Source organism: Mariniphaga sp. (genome assembly GCF_041687215.1).
In the GTDB taxonomy this organism is placed as follows: domain Bacteria; phylum Bacteroidota; class Bacteroidia; order Bacteroidales; family Prolixibacteraceae; genus Mariniphaga.
The window spans coordinates 1-17407 of record NZ_JAWLCI010000086.1 but is presented as its reverse complement, the minus strand read 5'-3'; the positions used below and the strand labels follow the sequence as shown (position 1 = coordinate 17407).

The window sequence follows — 17407 nt, the reverse complement described above, 5'->3', positions numbered from 1 at the left end:
AAAACTTTTAAATTAATTTTAATGGAAATGATCCGGTAATTTAAATTTCTTTTTAACTGGATTTATACCGAAAAAAATTACCAAAAAGATGTTTGATAGTTAATAACTAGAAGTTGAAAATTCGGATTTTAGTATAGGATTCTTTTCATTTTCTGAAAACTTTCCAGTTCAATCCATACCCCCCCACAAAAACCAAGGTAAAAATGGCATTGGTAGTTGAAAAAGCCTGCCAGTCAATCCACAAAACCGGAACAAAAAGAATAGCAAGTTGGGCAAAAACATAAAGGAAAAAACCATCGCAGTGCAGTTTCCACATGCGGATTGCCCCGGTTAACGAGATTGCAAATAACGCCATAAGCAACGTAAAATAAACCGGAGAAATGGCGTCTGTGCTGTGCCACGATGAATATTTTATGATGAGTTCCGATGTTTTTTCAAAAAATAGCGCGGCCAGAAAATAACCGATAAAACCAATACTACTGCCAATAAAAGATAACAGGCACAAAGCGCTTAATAACGGGGGACGTTGTTTTGATTTATAAAATTTTCTCAATTTATTTTATGATTTTACGTCAAATATTCTTTACTGAAATTTTGGTATATAAAAGGTTTTATTTTATAAAGAACCTTCATGATTATCTGCAAGTATCCTGTTCAGCAGGCTTTTGCTATAATATCTTTTGTTTTTAAGAAGTTTAACAAAATAGGGTTTTAACTTTTTTATTTGACCCGTTTTTTTTGCAGCAATTAAAATTCCAATTGTACCAATGCACTCAGCCTGAAAGTTTTCAGCTATTTTTCGATCTTTTTTATCATCAATTAGTAAAAAATGGGCATTCAGTTCTCTATATAAGATAACCGATTCAGATTCACCATAATCCATTATAAATGTCAGATTATTAATACTATTTATTTTTCTGACTTTTGTTTTGAAATATTTTTCAATGATATCAAATTCAATGGAATTTTTGTTTTCATTAAGTTCATCCCAAACAGCTTTAGAAATGAATACTTCATCAAACATGGTATCTAATAATTCAAGCTTTTTAATCGCAGCAAGAGAAATAATGGGGCCTGTGTCTGCAATAACGAGTCCTTGTTTGATATTAGAAAAGTTTTTCTGCATCTTTTAAAATATCATCATAGCTTAGAAATGAAATTGGAATTTCATTTTCGGCGAGCCAATTTTCAAATTCGAATTTTTTTAATCCTGCAATTTGAGCTGCTTTTCCAATGGTAACTTTCTGCTGTAAATAAAGTTTTGCGGCAAATAAGACCTTCAGTTGATGTCCCAACTCTTCTTCTGATTCATTTAATGTTAAAAGAATATCAGAAGGAAATTCTATTGAAATGGTCTGAGTATTCATTTCTATATTTTTATTGAAGATTCAAATTTAGCCAAATAAATTCAATTTTAATTGTTCAAAAATAGTTCATTTTTCCCAACAGCATCAACCAATGGCTTTTTTAAAATGTGTTACCTTTGGGCTGAATTTCAAAGTTTATGCACAAATGAAGAGAGATACGCTGGTTTTTGACATCATTCAGAAAGAACGGGAACGTCAGTTGGGGGGAATAGAGTTAATCGCTTCCGAAAATTTTGTGAGCGACCAGGTGCTGGAAGCCATGGGCTCTGTTATGACCAATAAATACGCCGAAGGCTATCCCGGCCGCAGGTATTACGGTGGTTGCCAGTTTGTGGACCAAACAGAACAACTGGCCATCGACCGCATCAAGGAATTGTACGGCGCCGAGTGGGCCAACGTGCAACCGCACTCCGGAGCGCAGGCCAACCAGGCTGTTTTAAGCGTTATCATGAAACCGGGCGATACTTTTTTGGGGCTCGACCTTTCGCACGGCGGCCACCTTTCTCACGGTTCGCCGGTGAATAGCTCGGGTATTCTTTATAATCCGGTTGCCTACAAGGTAAAAGAAGACACCGGATTGGTAGATTACGACGAAATGGAAGCCCTGGCGCTGGAACACAAACCAAAATTGATAATTGGCGGAGCATCGGCTTACAGCCGTGAGTGGGACTACAAACGGATGCGAGAAATTGCCGATAAAGTGGGCGCCCTACTAATGATTGACATGGCTCACCCTGCCGGACTGATTGCCGCTGAACTGTTGGAAAATCCGGTGAAATACGCACATGTTGTAACTTCTACCACCCACAAAACGTTGCGCGGGCCGCGTGGCGGAATCATTTTAATGGGCAAAGACTTTGAAAATCCGTGGGGTGTGAAAACTCCGAAAAGTGTAGTACGCACCATGTCGTCGCTGTTCGATTCGGCTGTTTTTCCCGGGCAGCAGGGCGGGCCGCTGGAGCATGTAATTGCATCAAAAGCAGTTGCATTTGGCGAAGCGCTGGCACCTGAATTTAAAGAGTACCAGAAGCAGGTTCAGAAAAATGCACAGGTTATGGCCAAAGCGTTTATTGAGTTGGGTTACAAAGTTATATCCGGCGGTACCGACAACCATTCCATGCTCATCGACCTGCGAACCAAATTCCCGGGAATTACCGGAAAACAGGTTGAAAATACACTCGTTCAGGCAGATATTACGGTGAATAAAAACATGGTTCCGTTCGACAGCCGTTCGCCATTTCAAACCTCCGGGCTTCGCGTGGGAACACCAGCCATCACGACCCGCGGCGTAAAAGAAAATTTGATGCCGGTTGTTGTTCAGCTAATTGACGACGTAATTTCCAACATTGACGACGAAAAAATGATAAAAGCAGTGGGTGAAAAAGTGCACCAGATGATGAAAGATTATCCACTGTTCGCTTATTAGTTCAGAGCTTAAAGTTGAATGTGTAAACTGTCTGAATGGGCCAAATTACTGAAGTACATTGTTTACTTTAACCTTTGAACAGTAAACGTTAAACTACGGATGGAATGGTACATCATTTTAGCGCTGCTGGGAACCGGACTGGTTGCCGGTTTTATTAACACAACTGCTGGTGGCGGTTCGGTGCTTACACTTCCGCTTCTAATGTTTTTAGGACTTCCGGCCAATGTAGCCAATGGAACCAACCGGATTGGGATTTTGTTCCAAAGTATTATCGGGGTAGTTATATTCAAACAAAAGAAAGTATTTCAGCTTTCTTCTGATATCCGGCTTGTAATTCCTGCCATTATTGGTTCTGTTGCAGGGGCTTTAATCGCCGTTGAAATTAACGTGGAACTGCTTGAAAAAATTATTGCCGGTTTAATGGTGGTGATGCTTCTTCTGGTGGTTTTAAAACCAGGAGCGTGGATTGCTGAACATGCAGAAAAGGTAAACCCCAAACCAACCGTGTGGCAATACGCACTATTCTTTTTTATTGGAGTTTACGGAGGTTTTATTCAGATGGGAGTTGGGTTTTTTCTGCTGGCAGGGCTTGTACTCGGGTGTGGATACAACCTTGTAAAAGCCAATGCAGTAAAAGTTTTTATTGTGTTGATTTATACCATCTTTATTATCGGGATTTTTATGGCTTACGGACAGGCAAACTGGCTGGCCGGACTTATCCTTTCAGCAGGAAACATGGCCGGCGCCTGGTTGGGCGTTCATTTTACTGTAAAAGGGGGAGCAAAATATGTGCGATTCGTATTAATTTTTGCACTTATTTTGGTTATTCTGAATTTGTTTGGAGTTTTTGGGTAGGAAGGGGGAAGTCGGAAGTCGGAAGTCCGAAACCCGGAGACGGAAGAAGGAAGATGGAAATCCGATGACTGATGACCAATAACCTGAAACTTGTCTTATGATGCAAAAAGATAAAATAGCAGTGACTGTGGTAACCGGCTTTCTTGGGTCCGGGAAAACTACATTTATCAATTATTTGCTGAAAAGGTATCCAGAGGTACAATTTGCGCTGGTAGAGAATGAATTCGGAGATATAGCCATTGATACCAAACTGATAAAAGGGGTGGACACCAGTCAGCTTTTCGAATTAAAACAGGGTTGCATTTGCTGCACCATTACCAATGAATATGAATTGGTTTTGCAGGAACTGGCCGAACGTTTTCCGCATGTGCAGCACCTGCTGATTGAAACAACTGGAATTGCCGACCCGTCAGGTGTAATTCGTCCGTTTTTCCGGGAAGAACAGTTGAAAGAACTTTACACTTTTAATGGAACTATTTGCATTTTGGATGCACAGAATTACGAATCTCAGCCTGAACCCGAAATTTCCCTGAAACAGCTTTCCTTAGCGGATGATGTGGTGGTCACCAAATCGGAAAAATTTCAACCAGCAGAAAGAGAAAAGGTTAAAAAAGAGACTGAAAAAACGAATCCGCTTGCCCGTTTTTGGTTTTCGGAGAATGGGAAAACGGATGGTTTAGATTTATTTTCCATTCAAAAACAAAACAGATTTTTTGTTGACCGCGGATCGGCTCATTTGCATGCTGGCATTCAAACCAAAACACTCAGTTTTTCTGTTCCTGTAAACCGCAAGGAATTCACCCGTTGGCTGGCCTACAATCTGGATGTTTACAAAAACGAAATATACCGGGTGAAAGGAATTCTCTGTTTCGAAAACGAACCGTTTGAATTTATTCTTCAGGGAGTTGGCGGAAATTTCGAAATAACAGAAGGAGAAAATCTTGTGATGGAGCATAAAAGTACGCTGGTTTTTATTGGAAAACTTGACAATCTTCCTCTGGAGAATTTCATCCCATAACCGTAATCCAAAGTGGAATAACAAAAATGGAAAGCAATGTTCCCAAAACCACAATTCGGGCAAAAAGTTTGGTTTCCAGATGATATTGAACCGATAAAGCGTAGGGTGTAAGACCAAGTGGCATAGCAGCATCCAAAACTGTTGATTTCAATTGGTCGGTTGGCAGGCTGGAAAACCGCAGCAATCCATAAAAAATGGCCGGAAGCAAAAACATGGTAACTACTGTGAAAACAGTTACCTGAATCCATTCGCGTGGTTTTCCAAAATCCTGAAGGCCAAGAAAAATACCCAAAGAAAACAAAACCACTGCCGTAACCGAGCCCGAAAAAAGGCGAAGTGTTTGTTCGGCAAATGATGGCAGGGAAATTCCAAACGACACGATGGCAATACCTGCAAAAACCGAAATGAGCAGCGGATTCCCAATCAAATTTAATCCCACTTTTTTCAGACTGAATTTTTCATGTCCGTGGGCTTCGATCAAAATTAATCCCAGCGTTAACAACCAAAAAATATAGACTGCTGATAGCAGGGCTGCAACCGGGAGAATTTCGTCACCAAATGCGCTGGCCAATATCGGAATACCAAGGTAAGCAATGTTCCGGAAAGGTAAAATCAGAAACAGGGAACGTTTCATTTTACCGGAAAAACCAAACAACGCAGCCACAGGATAAACCAGTAATAAAAGGGCAACGATGTATGCAGAATTAATCAAAATCAAAGGAAAATATGTTTTTAGCTCGCCCTCGAGGTGCAGCATTGAAACGATAACCAGTGCGGGAAAACCAATGATCAGCGCATATTTATTCAGGATTTCAACCCAGGTTTGCGAAGCCATTTTAAGGCGTGCGAATAGTGTTCCGGTTAAAATAACCAGAAACAGTGGCAAAACTGTTTCAAATGCAACTATAAATGTATCCATTCGCCGTATTTGATGTGCGGCCGCACGTCGGTGACCATCATTCCTGCTTTTTTTGCGGCTGCAATTCCCAGGTCGCCATCTTCAAAAACCTGACATTTTTCTGGTTCCACGCCCATTAGTTCCGCACATTTCAGAAAAGTATCGGGATTGGGTTTATGTTTCGTTACATCATCGGCCGAAACGATGGCATCGAAATAGTGTGCAATTTGAAGTTCACCAAGCTGCACTTCGGCACTTTTTCGACTGGCGCCAGTTCCTACAGCCATGGGTAGTTTTCCGTGGTATTCTTTTACAATGGAGATGATTTCCAGAACCGGTTCCAGTAATTGTGCAGAATTCCAGAAGTTTCGTTGTTTAAGCTTTACAAGCTCTTCCGGATTAGCAGACAGATTGTATTTTTCCACAATATGTTTGGCAAATTCAATGGTTGGCCTTCCAGTCATTTCGTGTACAATTTGCGGGTCGAATTTAAATCCGTATTGTTCGCCAACCTTGTTCCAGGTTGCCACATGCACCGGCAACGAGTTGGAAAGTGTTCCGTCGAGGTCAAATATCAAAGCCCTGGCATCAGGGTGAACATGTAATCCCATATCTTCATATTTTCGGCAAAAGTAATATTTCACAGACGATTGCTGATGGAAAAGCGGTGAATTAGGGTGAAGATTAAAGATTGGTTAAAGGAGAATTATCTCTCCGAAATTTCCATAACCACAATCTCAGATCGACTATTTGTGCGGATGGGCGGGCCCCAGGTTCCAAAACCGGAAGAAACATAAAAATGGGTATTTTTTATTTTGCCGTATCCTTTGCTGATTTCGAACATAGCACCGGTAATATAATTAAACGGCCACATTTGCCCGTTGTGGGTGTGCCCCGAAACCTGCAAATCCACGCTGTGTTCAGCAACTTCAACCAGTTTGTAAGGTTGGTGGTCGAGCATTAAAACTGGTTTTTCCAAATTTACTCCGGACAAAAGTTCTTTCAAAGTTTTTCGCGGTTTACCATACATGCGTTCTGCTGTAATATCTTCGCGGCCAATAATGGCAATTCCATTGGGGAGAATTGCAACACTGTCGCGCAACACGGTAATGTTGTGGTTTTCCAAATATTCGTGGGCTGCGGTTGCATTGCCATAAAATTCATGATTCCCCAAAACGGCAAAAACACCATGTTTTGCACGGAGATTTTTCAGCAAATCGCCCATATTTTTTTGAATTACCGGCCCCAAATCTTCATCGAAAACATCGCCGGCGAGCAGCACCAAATCAGCGTTTTCGTTGTTCACAAGCTGAACCATTTTGTTAAGCTTCCCGTTGGAAATCATCATTCCCAGATGAATATCGGAAACCAGCACAACCTTTTGATTCCCATCAGGAACTGTTTTGTCTATTTGAAAGGAAATCCGGTTTACAGTTGGAATCCGGGCGCTCAAATAGCCTCCAATCAAAATGATTGCTGAAATTGAGTAGACCATAAAAACAGCAGTTCTACCTTTTTCGCTGGCCCATGAAAACCTGAAAAAATCTGTCAGGTTAAAAAGGCTGTTTACTCCGCGAAGAATATCCGCCAGTAAAAACAACAAAGTGAGATAAACCATGGCTCCCAGCCACCAGGAACCAACTTTTACAAACGGTTCGGCAAGTGCCATGGCTCCGGCACGCTCAGTAAAACGTCCAATTATATAAGAAAAAGCTACCAGCCAAAATAAAATGGAAGCAATCCACCAGGTATTATTCCCATCAGGAAATATCGCTTTTGTCCGCCAAAAAATATACAGGTTTACCAACAGGTTTACCGCGAAAACTATAACAAAAAATATCATATATGTTTTACCTTTCATTTTTGATTTGTTAAACATTTAAACCAAAAATTATAACAAAGGTTTAGCTTGTTTTTTAGAATATATTTAAGTTGAAAAATAAAATGGATAATTGGTTGATACAGATTAATAAAAGCGGTTATCAGATTTAAAATCCTTCAGGCTAATATTGTGTTTCATCCAGCCGGTCTTTTCAACTTCATAAACATCAAATGCCGGAATAAAAGGTTTAATATCGAGAAGCGGTGTTCCGTCCAACATATCCACATTTTCAATTTCCAGGATATTATCTGAGATACGTTTAAGTTTAACTACTGAAATACCAATTGGATTTGGTCTTTTAGGGGCTCTTGTGGAAAATACACCATGAGCTTTATCGTCTAAAAACGGGGTAACCTGCAAATCGAACCCATCAGACTTATCAAAATGATAAATAAGAATTACATGCGAAAAACCGTCCAGGTCCAGCAGCCCTTCAGTAAATTCCCTCTTCAATTCAACTGTTCCTCTGATTCCTGCCGCTCCGGCTGGCTGAATGGGCATTCCATTTTTCGTTTTGAACGGCGTACGTATTGTTCCGATTGGCGTGTATTCAATATTCATTATGATTTGAACTTTTGATTTGAACGTTTTAAACACAGCTAATATCGCAGTTTTAGCCAGATTTATATAACAATACCAGAACTGTTTTTCCTGATTTTTTGCTTTTATTCTTTTCTGGTTTAAATAAATTTCCGATTTTGCGCACCATTTTGATTTTTTACATAAAAGACAGTAAAGAAAACATTTATGGCAAAACAGAACGAAAAACAGCAAGCTGATTTACAACCAAAAAGCACAGGAGTGCTAAAATGGATTGAACTTTTGGGGAACAAGCTGCCTCATCCGTTTTGGTTGTTTGTCTGGATAATCGGATTTATTATTGTTCTCAGCGCACTAACAGCGTTTATCGGAATTAGCGCGGTTGATCCGGGAACCGGAGAAGTCGTCAAACCTCAAAACCTGATTTCGGGTTGGGGATTGCGACGGTTTCTGGAAGAGATGGTAACAAACTTTGCCCATTTTGCGCCATTTGGTTTGGTATTGGTTATGTTAATGGGAGTTTCGGTAGCCGAACGCAGCGGATTGCTCACCATTATTTTACGTACCATGGCATTTGCTGTTCCGCGAAAAATTGTTTTGCCTGTAATTTTTATAATCGGTGCCTGTGGTAACATTGGTTCCGATGCCGGTGTGGTGATTGTTCCGCCCATTGCGGCACTTATTTTTGCCCAGATGGGACTGCACCCGATTGCCGGGCTAATTGCCGGTTATGCCGGTGCAACTGCCGGTTTTACGGCCAATTTTTTTATTGCCGGAACAGATGTTCTGCTGGCAGGAATCAGTACCGAAGTGGTTCAGCAAATCGATCCTTCCATTGAAGTGAGTGCCACTGCCAACTGGTATTTTATGATTGTTTCTACCTTGTTGCTTGGTGTGGGCGGCGCTTTTGTGGCCTCCCGGTTTACCATTCCCCGCACCCGTGGTTTTACCATTGGAGACAACTCAATAGAATCGTATGATGAGGCGCCAAAACTTACGGCAACAGAAAAAAAAGCATTGCGTTATGCCGGTTTGTCTTTGCTGGTTTTTACTGCAATTATACTGGTGCTTTTGATACCTGCCAATGCACCGTTGCGTAACCAGGAAACCGGAGGAATAGTTCCTTCGCCGTTTTTACGTGGGCTGGTGCCCATCCTGTTTTTCTTTTTTGCCATTCCGGGATACGTTTATGGGAAAATTACCGGCAGCATTAAAAAGCCTGACGATTTGCTTCAGTTTATGGAACAGGGAATGAAAGACCTTTCTGGTTACATTGTGCTGATGCTGGTTGTGGCGCAGTTTATCAATCTGTTTAGCTGGAGCCGGCTCGATACTATTTTGGCAATAAACGGCGCTGAGTTTCTTAAATCAACCGGATTAACCGGTCCGCTCATGTTTACCATGTACATGACTTTAGTTGCCTTTCTGAATATTTTTATAGGCAGCGGTTCGGCTAAATGGGCCATTTTTGCGCCAATTTTTATCCCCATGCTTTCACAGTTGGGTTACAGCGCGGCTTTCATTCAATTAATGTACCGCGTTGGCGATTCAATAACTAATTCCATCAGCCCGTTGTATGTCTATTTTCCGCTACTCATCGGATGGGTAAGAAAATACGATAAAAGTGTTGGAATTGGAACAATTCTGTCGTTACTCGTCCCTTACGCCGTAGTTCTATTTGTAATGTGGGTTGTGTTGCTTTTTATCTGGTTCTGGCTCGATTTACCCATTGGAGTGGGCGAAGGAATTTTTGTATAAGATTCTATTTTTCATGTATTTATTGTTTTAGCTGAATATTACGCAGTGCTGCAGTGGTTACCCACGAACAAATTCCAAAGGGTTTGGAAAGGTTTACTTCGGGCCTGATGGAAAGTTTTCTGCCGGTAAAGTTGAAATCAACAATTTGTTCGCCATCAATCCATGCTTCAATTTTTTCTTCCGATACTTTCAGGTGAATTTTGTACCAGGTGTTTTGTTCAAACTTTTTCAGGGTACGTGTTTCATTGTCCGATGCATCCAGTCCGTCAATACTGCTCAGGCCAACCACCGGACCTCCCCAACCGCCAACAATAAAGGAGCAAAACGATTCACCAACTGGAAAAGTCATTCCGCAGAAAAAATCGTTGCCAGACACTTTTTTGGCCTCCAGTTTTACTTCGTAATTCATTTTCGGGAAATCACCTTTCCAGGTTACTCCCGAACAACCATCGCCCATGCCCAACACAATGTTTCCATCAGAAACCTGCACCGGCCCCTGGGTGCCGAACTGGGTAACTTCCCACCCGTTAAGTGTTTCGCCATCAAAAAGTAATGTCCAACCCGGATCGGCACTTTTGGGTTGTGTTTTTTTTGTTTCCTGTTTTCCGGAACTATTTCCACAACCCGCAGAAATTAAAAGGATTGTAAAATAAAGGATTGCAAGAATTCTGGTAAATGCAGAAGATAGTTTAGCCATTGTTTTAAACTTTTGCTTTTTAAATTTATGGCAAGTTAGCCTATCTTTTCATAAATAACAACGAATTGAACTTTTTTGATAACCTTTTTCCTTTTACCTTTATAGCTATGAATGAATACTTAAACAGGCAACTGGATCAGATTAGCAAACTCATTTCAGGGCTGAAAGGGGCAAATGTTGATTTGGAAAAGTTAACAGAACTCGACAAATCGCTTGAAATGCTGAGCCACCGGATTAAAACTGCGCGTTTGGAAGAGCAGGAAGAAGAACTGGATTTTTCCGACCAGGGGTTAAAACAGGATGCGATGTTCTATTTTAACAGGCAATATGAGGTTATTCGTTTTATAGGTTCGTTTGAAAATATTTTCGGAACCCGAAAAATGGATTTATTGCCTGCTGTGAATTCTTTTTTTTCGAAGCCGAAATTTGACGAGTTCAGGCAAAAAACAGAATTGTTGTTGAAATCCGGAGAGCCACAATCTTTTCATTCAGAAATCATTTCGAAAAACGGGCTAAAATTGCCCGTGCGTTTTTTGCTTGAGAAAATTACAGTGGGGAAAGCATCTGAAATTATTTCTGCCGGATTGGTATTTTCCTTGCAAACCCCTTCTGAACTGGAGGATTATCGCGAGATTCTGATTGAAAATCTTCCTGGAATGGATGTATATCTTTTCGATACCAAATTCAGGCATGTGCTGGCCGGCGGTCGCGAAAAGGAGCGGTTAGGCCTTACAAATGCCGATTTTACCGGAAAATCCCTATTCGAAGTTTTCGATGAAAAAACACAAAAACGACTTTTCCCTTTTTACAGAAACGCGCTCGACGGAAAAATTTCGGAAGGTGAAGTCCGCATTAAAAAACACATTTATTACATTAGTGCAACTCCTGTGCAAGGCATTGATATGGAGGTTGTTGGCGGTGCGCTAATTCTTCAGGATGTTACCAAAGAGAAGGAGATTGAAAAAAAACTTGTAAAAGCCAAAAGTCTGGCAGAAGAAGCCGATAAAGCCAAGTCAGTTTTCTTGGCCAGCATGAGTCACGAAATCAGAACTCCGCTAAACGCTATAATTGGTTTTACCGGACTGCTCAACAAAACAGAATTGTCACCCAAACAAAAAAAATTCAGCCATCTGATTCAGCAATCGTCAGAGCACCTACTCTCGCTGGTAAACGATGTTCTGTTTCTGTTTAAACTTGAAATGGGCAGGGTTTACATGGAAGAAGTTCCTTTTAATTCTCATGATTTGGTTCGGAATGTTTATGATTCGATGTTGTTCCGTGCAAGAGAAAGCCGGCTTGAATTTGAATATTACATCGAAAACAATGTTCCTGAGGTATTGGTTGGCGATCCGTTTCGTATTAAACAAATTTTGATGAATCTGACCGGAAATGCCATAAAGTTTACAGATGAAGGGAAAGTTTCAATCCGGGTTTTTCGCGAAAGGGACACAACTAAAAAGGTTTTTCTTCGGTTTGATGTGGAAGACACCGGAATTGGAATTTCCAAAGATGACCTGGATAAAATATTCGATGAATTTACCCAGTCGCAACTTGGAAGCGAAAAAAAAAGAAAGGGAGCTGGCCTGGGATTAACCATTGTGAGAAAATTAGTTGATTTGCTGAATGGAAGGCTGCATGTGGAAAGCAACCTTGGTACCGGCTCGAAATTTACTGTTGTTATTCCGTTCGAAAAAACTGAATCTGTTATTTCTGTTCAGGATGAAAAAAATTATGGAGTTGATTTTGACCTGCTGAAAGGAAAGCGCATTTTGTATGCCGATGACGACGAGCACAATATTTTACTGGGCGAATCCATTTTGAAAGATTGGAATGTGTCATTCGAACTGGCATATGACGGGAATGAAGCGCTTGACTTGCTGCGGAGTGAAAAATTTGATATGGTTTTGCTCGATATTCAAATGCCCGGGTTTTCGGGGGTTGAAGTGCTGAAACAGGTAAAGGAAGATTCCAAAAATCCAAATAGTCATACAAAAATGCTGGCAGTTACCGCAAATATTATGGAAAGTGATATTCAAAAATACATGAACAGCGGATTTGACGGATATATTTTGAAACCTTTCAGGGAGGAAGAGTTATACAATAAAATTTGCAATTTGCTGAACATGGAACATACATTGCCCAAAAAAGTTACCAGCCCTTTTTTACGTGAAAATAAAATATTAAAAACCGATGGTTTCGATACTTCCATGCTAATGCAAACAGCAGGTGGGGACCTGGCTTTTTTCAACCAAATGATTGATACTTTTATTGAAGGAGCCAAAGATGCTTCTGCCACATTCAGAGAAGCGGTGAAAAACGAAAGCTGGAAAGAAATTGGGAAAAAAGCTCATAAGGTTATTCCGTCCTTCAGGTATTTTGGACTGGTGCCGTTGGTAAATAATCTGGTAAAACTCGAAGAACTTACACTTCGTCAAAAAAATTATGAACCTGTGAAAAAGCTGGCACTTAAAACAGCGGATGAAATTGACAAATCAATTCGTTTGGCTGAAAATATCAAAATTCCGGAAGGTGGCAACTGAATCTGCAAAGTTTTAGTTAGTTTTGTTTAAACGGCAGAAACCAATGGCAGGAATTCTCATAATTGACGACGACACATTTATTTGTAAAACCATCCAGAAACAACTTGTTAACAAAGGGTTTCAGGCAGATGTTGCATTTTCAGGAAATGCCGGTCTGAAGTTGTTGAAAAAGAAAACTTTCGATCTTATTTTGTGCGATTTCAGATTGCCCGATAAAGACGGAATGGAAATTCTGAAGGAAGTAAAACGGATGAATATTCAAAGTCCGGTTGTTATTATAACTGCTTATGCCGACGTTCGCATGGCTGTAAAGCTCATGAAACAAGGAGCTTATGATTATATGACCAAACCGCTGCAGCACGAGGAAATAGTAAGCCTTGCACGAAAACTTTCAGGAGATGTTAAAACCCCTTCCGAACCTGAATTTGACAATGAATTTTTGATGGGCGAAAGCCCGGTTTTCAAACAGGCAGTAAAATTTGCCGCTAAAGTTGCGCCCACAGGAATGTCGGTTCTAATTGAAGGTGAAACTGGTACAGGAAAAGAGTTTGTTGCGCGGTTTATTCACCAAAACAGCAGCCGAAATAAAAAACCGTTTGTTGCCGTCGATTGTGGCGCCATTCCCAAAGAACTGGCAGGAAGTGAACTGTTTGGGCACATAAAAGGTTCGTTTACAGGAGCGCTTGAGAATAAAACCGGCGTTTTTCAGCAGGCCCATGGCGGAACACTGTTTCTCGATGAAATTGGAAACCTGAGTTACAGTGTGCAGGTTCAGTTGCTCAGGGTTTTGCAGGAAAAAACGGTAACACGCATAGGCGATAACAAACCTGTGAAAGTGGATGTGCGGGTGATTACCGCCACCAACGAGAATTTAAGTGAACAGGTTGAAAAAAACCTTTTCAGAGAAGATTTGCTGCATAGAATTAACGAATTTAAGATAGTACTTCCGCCCTTGCGTAAACGTCCTGAAGACATTGTTTTCTTTGCCAGTCATTTCAGAGAAAAAGCCAACAATGAATTAGGGATGAAGGTTATTGGTTTTTCTGATGAAGTGATTGAAATTTTTCAGAAATATGAATGGCCTGGCAATATCAGGGAATTGAAAAATGTGATTAAAAGAGCGGTATTACTTTCACCCAACGAAATTCTTACGTCGGAAAACCTGCCAGGTGAAATTGTTCAATATTCAGCCAATCCTGATTTTCAAGGATCAAACATTAAAATAGAAAAGAACCAGCAAACATTGAAAAATGTTGCATCGGGTGCTGAAAAGGGATTAATTATTAAAGCCATTGAAGATGCCGGTTACAATAAATCCAAAGCAGCCAGAAAACTTCAAATCGACAGAAAAACCCTGTACAACAAAATAAAACAATATGGCATTGATATTTAAATCTGAATCTCATGCCCTTTTCGGGTACTTTGTTTTTTTGGAATAAAAATTGAATTTCTCTTTTCATAAATCAAGTTGTGATGAAACAAAAGAAAAAAAATGTATTATGCATCGACTCCGACCCGAATTTTCTTAATCATCAGCAAAAAACCTTAAGCGACAAAAATTTAGAACACTGTTTTTTTGGATTTAATGATTTTTGGGGTGCTTATCATTTTCTTGAAAAACAAATAATTACACAGAATGAAAAGTTGCATTACATATTACTCGATGAAAAAAGCATGGGCCGTCAGTTATTATCATCGCTCGAAAAAATATCGTCATTAAAAAATTACATGAAAAAGCCTGAAGTAATTGTTTGTACCTGTGAAAACAACAACGATTTACGGAATAAAGTCATGCAGTTTTCTGTGGTAAGCTCCTTTTTGGTGAAACCCCTTCCACATAACTATATTGAATTTCTGATTACAGGTCAATCAGCATAAAATGCTGCTTCACGCGTGTAGAATTACCCAGTTTTCCCTCTACACATTGGGGAAATGCTTCCGCAATAATTTATTCTAATCCTGAACCCCATCCGTGTAAATAACTAATATTTAATGTGTTCGTTTTTGTTTTGCCGGCTTGGAGGATACTGGAACACTTTTTTCACTGTTGTGTGCGAGATAAAAAATTATTTATTAACAATTTAAAATTTAAAACCATGAATAAAGGAACAAGAAACGCATTACTGGGATTTATTGCAGGCGCTGCAGCAGGAGCTTTAGCCGGAGTTTTACTTGCACCCGATAAGGGAGAAAAAACCCGCAAAGACATTTCAAAAAAAGTAAAAAATGTATCGAAAGACATTACCGAAACATTGAGTGAAAAAGTAGATCACCTGAAAGACCAGGTTAACGAAGTGGTTACCGAAATGCGGGGAAAAGCTAAAGAAGCCGAAGCGAAAGTAAAAGAAAAAGTAAAAGAAAAAGCTTCTGCACAAACAGCCTGATGTAATAATTGCCAGTAACCATACTTATTAACACTTAATTATTTTTTGAGCAATGAGCAAAGATTTAACAAAAAATTTGGGCGAACTCAATGGATCGGTAAAAAGTTACGTGCAGGCTAAAATCGATTTGGTGAAACTCCGTTTTTTGGAGAAAACCACACGTTTTACCTCCTATCTTTTTACATTTCTGGTTGTGTTAATGTTTTTAATGTTGGTTATTGGTTTTGCAGCCACCGCATTTGCCGTATGGTATGGCGAAACATATAATAATTATGTAGCCGGTTTGCTCATTGCCGGAGGCGTTCTCATTCTTCTGGCGTTTATTTTTATCCTCTTCCGAAAACAAATTGTAACCACTTCGGTTTTGAAAAATTTCTCGGAAATATTATTTGAAGATGACGATGAAGAAAAACAAAATTAGAATGAAAGCACTGAAAAATATGCGGGAACTGCAACTGATGAAGCAAAAGCTGGAATATCAGGAAAGGTTATACGAAAAAGAAATTGCAGGTTCTACTGCCGATATAGTTGACAATTTAACCGACAAGTTACGCGATCTGGCATTTCAGTTTGGGTCACACCTGATACTCCAGCTTATTCACGGAAAGCGAAAGTAGAACTGATTTAGATTTTTTTAATTAGAAGCTGCATTGGAAATGAAAACAAACTTATTACTGCTCGACTCTTATAAAAATATGGAAGACCTGATTGCCTATGCTTTTTCATTCAGCAACCGGTCGAAAAGGAGTCTTAAGATTGTATATGTTTTCGATTTCGACTGGATGCGGCAATCGTTTATGGTAGGGTCATCGGGCCCTGCAGATCCGGCCCTGGTTGCCGTTGAAAAAAATGCCGAAAAGGAGTTTGAAGTTGCCGAAACGAAAATACGCGAAGTGGCTGACGACTACATAAAAAAACACACGGTAAAAGTACCTTTCGAGTTAAAAATAACGGAAATAAACCGTGTAGATGTTGTAGAAGAGGAATTGGATCGTTCTTCCGATTTAATTTTGCTCATCAGTAATCATCAAAGTTATTCCGAGGCAACCGGAGGTTTGGTTGGTTATCCCAATCTTATCGAAAATGTAAGTTGCCCGGTGTATGTAATCCCTGAAAATTCAAGGCATTCCGTTTTAAAGGAAGTTTTGTTTGCAACCGATTTTCATCAGGAAGATTTAAAAAATATCAAACATTTAGTTGAATTATTAAAGTATTCTGAAGGGACAAGAATTACCATTTTACACAATGAAAAAGATTTTGGTTTCGATGAAAAATTGAAATGGTTGGGTTTCAGAGAATGGATTCAACAAGAAGTGGAACATGAAAATCTGGTATTTAGTTTAAAATCTCAAAAAGACATCATTTCGGCCATTGAGGAACTTTCGAATGAAACAGATCCTGATTTACTTGTTTTGCTGAAAGAAAAAAGAGGTTTTTTTGAAGAAATTTTTTCTTCTAGCGATACCAGAAATGTCCTTACCCATTTTCATAAACCGGTTTTGGTTTATCATCAAGATTAGAATTTATAACTTGTTGGTTTTGCAAACCGGCCTGGCTTTTAAAACAGTTTCAGACCGGTTATTTTTTTACCGAAAAGATATTTTTGCCTGAAAAAAGATTTTGGTAATGAAAAAACAATTAATACATTTGCACGCACAAAAAAACAGTCGTTCTTAAAAAGTTTGAAAAACAAAGGAAGCTTAACTTTCTTAAGAAAGTATTTGGCAGCTTTTCCACAAGATAATGCATGGTGAGTAAGTAATCCTCCAACTGACGGATACTGAACTTACCATACGTATTAAAAAATAGTTAAAGGTGAGATGGGTGAGTGGCTGATCCGCCTGTCGGCGGATGCTAAACTGACCGTACGTTCTTTAAAAATAGTAAAAAAGGTGAGGTGGGTGAGTGGCTGAAACCAGCAGTTTGCTAAACTGCCGTACGGGTAACCGTACCGGGGGTTCGAATCCCCCCCTCACCGCTTTAAATAATTTCGGGGTATAGCGCAGTCCGGTTAGCGCACCTGCTTTGGGAGCAGGGGGTCG

The 17407-nt window shown here is 39.9% G+C and carries 19 protein-coding genes and 1 tRNA gene; 12 read left to right on the top strand and 8 right to left on the bottom strand.

The features are described 5' to 3' along the window. Positions 1–145: 145 nt before the first annotated feature. From ACESMA_RS19910 to ACESMA_RS19900, 3 genes are all read right to left on the bottom strand, one after another. Positions 146–553 (bottom strand): hypothetical protein, encoded by a 408-nt coding sequence (locus tag ACESMA_RS19910; protein WP_372950628.1) that lies wholly within the window; start codon positions 551–553, stop codon positions 146–148. Between the two features lie 63 nt (positions 554–616). Beyond that, complete coding sequence (locus ACESMA_RS19905; RefSeq protein WP_372950627.1) at positions 617–1126, bottom strand: DUF3368 domain-containing protein; 510 nt, start codon at positions 1124–1126, stop codon at positions 617–619. Then, the gene (locus ACESMA_RS19900; protein ID WP_372950626.1) at positions 1107–1367 is read right to left on the bottom strand and encodes a UPF0175 family protein; all 261 of its coding nucleotides are present in this window, start codon (positions 1365–1367) and stop codon (positions 1107–1109) included. Before ACESMA_RS19900 ends, ACESMA_RS19905 begins: the two co-directional genes overlap by 20 nt. A 145-nt stretch (positions 1368–1512) precedes the next feature. Between ACESMA_RS19900 and glyA the strand changes: the two genes are divergently transcribed. The 3 genes from glyA to ACESMA_RS19885 all read left to right on the top strand — a co-directional run bounded on the left by glyA (position 1513) and on the right by ACESMA_RS19885 (position 4666). Continuing rightward, positions 1513–2793 (top strand): serine hydroxymethyltransferase, encoded by a 1281-nt coding sequence (gene glyA / locus ACESMA_RS19895; RefSeq protein ID WP_372950625.1) that lies wholly within the window; start codon positions 1513–1515, stop codon positions 2791–2793. A gap of 99 nt (positions 2794–2892) precedes the next feature. Then, positions 2893–3648, top strand: a complete 756-nt coding sequence (locus ACESMA_RS19890) for a sulfite exporter TauE/SafE family protein (protein WP_372950624.1) — start codon at positions 2893–2895, stop codon at positions 3646–3648. 97 nt (positions 3649–3745) lie between these two features. Continuing rightward, positions 3746–4666 carry a CobW family GTP-binding protein gene (locus ACESMA_RS19885; protein WP_372950623.1) on the top strand — a complete coding sequence of 307 codons (921 nt, stop codon included), beginning with the start codon at positions 3746–3748 and terminating at the stop codon, positions 4664–4666. Here ACESMA_RS19885 and ACESMA_RS19880 read toward each other — a convergent pair. The 4 genes from ACESMA_RS19880 to tsaA all read right to left on the bottom strand — a co-directional run bounded on the left by ACESMA_RS19880 (position 4656) and on the right by tsaA (position 8007). Beyond that, the gene (locus ACESMA_RS19880; RefSeq protein ID WP_372950622.1) at positions 4656–5585 is read right to left on the bottom strand and encodes an AEC family transporter; all 930 of its coding nucleotides are present in this window, start codon (positions 5583–5585) and stop codon (positions 4656–4658) included. The genes ACESMA_RS19885 and ACESMA_RS19880 overlap by 11 nt on opposite strands. Next, positions 5570–6175: a beta-phosphoglucomutase family hydrolase gene (locus tag ACESMA_RS19875; protein ID WP_372950621.1), complete on the bottom strand. Its 606-nt coding sequence runs from the start codon at positions 6173–6175 to the stop codon at positions 5570–5572. The genes ACESMA_RS19880 and ACESMA_RS19875 overlap by 16 nt, the downstream gene beginning before the upstream one ends. A 95-nt stretch (positions 6176–6270) precedes the next feature. Beyond that, entirely contained in the window at positions 6271–7425 is a 1155-nt protein-coding gene (locus tag ACESMA_RS19870; RefSeq protein ID WP_372950619.1) for a metallophosphoesterase, read from the bottom strand. A 105-nt stretch (positions 7426–7530) separates the two neighbouring features. After that, positions 7531–8007 (bottom strand): tRNA (N6-threonylcarbamoyladenosine(37)-N6)-methyltransferase TrmO, encoded by a 477-nt coding sequence (gene tsaA, locus ACESMA_RS19865; protein ID WP_372950618.1) that lies wholly within the window; start codon positions 8005–8007, stop codon positions 7531–7533. Between the two features lie 186 nt (positions 8008–8193). On the opposite strand from tsaA, the gene ACESMA_RS19860 reads away from it, so the two are divergent. Then, positions 8194–9744 (top strand): AbgT family transporter, encoded by a 1551-nt coding sequence (locus ACESMA_RS19860; RefSeq protein WP_372950617.1) that lies wholly within the window; start codon positions 8194–8196, stop codon positions 9742–9744. Positions 9745–9763: 19 nt separating this feature from the next. Here the strand turns inward: ACESMA_RS19860 and ACESMA_RS19855 are convergent, their stop codons facing one another. Further along, entirely contained in the window at positions 9764–10441 is a 678-nt protein-coding gene (locus tag ACESMA_RS19855) for a DUF1080 domain-containing protein (protein WP_372950616.1), read from the bottom strand. A 107-nt stretch (positions 10442–10548) separates the two neighbouring features. Between ACESMA_RS19855 and ACESMA_RS19850 the strand changes: the two genes are divergently transcribed. The 8 genes from ACESMA_RS19850 (at position 10549) to ACESMA_RS19815 (ending at position 17343) form a co-directional block, all read left to right on the top strand. Next, positions 10549–12981, top strand: a complete 2433-nt coding sequence (locus tag ACESMA_RS19850) for an ATP-binding protein (protein WP_372950615.1) — start codon at positions 10549–10551, stop codon at positions 12979–12981. Between the two features lie 43 nt (positions 12982–13024). Continuing rightward, positions 13025–14374 (top strand): sigma-54-dependent transcriptional regulator, encoded by a 1350-nt coding sequence (locus tag ACESMA_RS19845; RefSeq protein WP_372950614.1) that lies wholly within the window; start codon positions 13025–13027, stop codon positions 14372–14374. 80 nt (positions 14375–14454) lie between these two features. Next, positions 14455–14859: a hypothetical protein gene (locus tag ACESMA_RS19840; RefSeq protein ID WP_372950613.1), complete on the top strand. Its 405-nt coding sequence runs from the start codon at positions 14455–14457 to the stop codon at positions 14857–14859. A 218-nt stretch (positions 14860–15077) separates the two neighbouring features. Next, on the top strand, positions 15078–15365 hold the full coding sequence (locus tag ACESMA_RS19835; protein ID WP_372950612.1) for a YtxH domain-containing protein: 288 nt from the start codon (positions 15078–15080) through the stop codon (positions 15363–15365). Positions 15366–15417: 52 nt separating this feature from the next. Further along, positions 15418–15786 (top strand): phage holin family protein, encoded by a 369-nt coding sequence (locus ACESMA_RS19830; RefSeq protein ID WP_372950611.1) that lies wholly within the window; start codon positions 15418–15420, stop codon positions 15784–15786. Position 15787: 1 nt separating this feature from the next. After that, entirely contained in the window at positions 15788–15982 is a 195-nt protein-coding gene (locus tag ACESMA_RS19825; RefSeq protein ID WP_372950610.1) for a hypothetical protein, read from the top strand. A gap of 39 nt (positions 15983–16021) precedes the next feature. Continuing rightward, entirely contained in the window at positions 16022–16885 is an 864-nt protein-coding gene (locus ACESMA_RS19820; RefSeq protein ID WP_372950609.1) for a universal stress protein, read from the top strand. 371 nt (positions 16886–17256) lie between these two features. After that, positions 17257–17343: transfer RNA gene (locus ACESMA_RS19815), tRNA-Ser, on the top strand. The last annotated feature ends 64 nt before the right edge of the window (positions 17344–17407 follow it).